The organism is Clostridioides sp. ZZV15-6598 (assembly GCF_020657705.1).
Lineage (GTDB): Bacteria > Bacillota > Clostridia > Peptostreptococcales > Peptostreptococcaceae > Clostridioides > Clostridioides difficile_F.
Window position 1 is genome coordinate 1 of record NZ_JAGWCS010000280.1, and the last position, 1,170, is coordinate 1,170.

2 protein-coding genes are annotated in these 1,170 nt (G+C 25.3%); both read left to right on the forward strand.

The window, feature by feature from the left end; translation table 11 throughout:
- Positions 1–103: 103 nt before the first annotated feature.
- On the forward strand, positions 104–601 hold the full coding sequence (locus KGF50_RS21540; protein ID WP_227849954.1) for a CarD family transcriptional regulator: 498 nt from the start codon (positions 104–106) through the stop codon (positions 599–601).
- 275 nt (positions 602–876) lie between these two features.
- Positions 877–1,170, forward strand: a 294-nt coding sequence (locus tag KGF50_RS21545; protein ID WP_227849955.1) for a hypothetical protein, incomplete at its 3' end; no start/stop codon positions are given.

Here is a 1,170-nt window from a genome sequence, read left to right on the forward strand (position 1 = left end):
AGCTTAAAATCTGAAAATATGGTACAATTAGTATATAGTAGATAGTTTTGATGATGTAAATTCAGTTGTCAAAACTATTTTTTGTTAAGGATGGTGAGGTTTTGTGTTTAAGATTGATGATTATATAATGTACGGAATGACGGGTGTTTGTAAAGTTTTGGACATAACAAACGAAAAAATTACAAATGGTGTACAAAAAGAATATTATGTGTTGAGTCCACTTTATTCTAATAATACAATAATAAAAATACCTGTTGATAATAAGAAAGTTCCAATGAGAAAGATACTTTCTGAAGTTACTGTGGCTTCGCTAATAAATGATATACCTAATATGGATACATCCTGGATAGATAATGAAAAAATGAGAAGTGAGCAATTTAAAATGATGCTTAGAAGTGGTAAGTGTGAAGAGTTACTTAAATTAATAAGAAGTATATACTGTAATAAAGAACATATAAAATCTCTTGGTAAAAAATCACATCAAGCAGATGATAATATGATGAAAGAAGCAGAAAGATTATTAAATGAAGAGTTTGCAACTGTTTTGAATATTTCTCCTGATGAAGTTACCTCATATATATCAAGTCATATACCTCAATAAAGTATTTTTTATATTATCTCCTGCTTAAAAAGTATAGCATAGTTAAAAATATAAAGAAAAATAAAATAATATTTAAATATAATTTTATGATGAGTGACTATGAATATTTTATTGCTATTTTTAATTATTTCAGAATATTATTTATTCACATTGCTTTTATTAAAAACTGAATATATAATAATATTATAGAAATTGTTAAAGTGATGTTTGCAATATACAATTTTTAGAAATTTTAATTATTATTGAAGATACTTTTTAATCAAGGGGATGATTGAATGGTAAGTTTAATTATGACGATTGTTGGAATTGTCTTTATAGTATTTGGTGTAATGTTTACAATTGCTGAGGTAAAAGGAGATTTTCCTTTATTTTATGGATTTGGGCAAGATGCTATAGGGAAGAATGCTATTGGTATTATTGTTGTAGGAATAGCATTAATCTTCTTTAGAAATGGTATATCACAAACTAATTCTATAATCAGCTATGGTATATTTTTACTAATAGAACTTATAGTTATAGTTTTATACTTCTTATTGAGAAGTAAGCTTAATAAGCAGGCTAGAAATCTG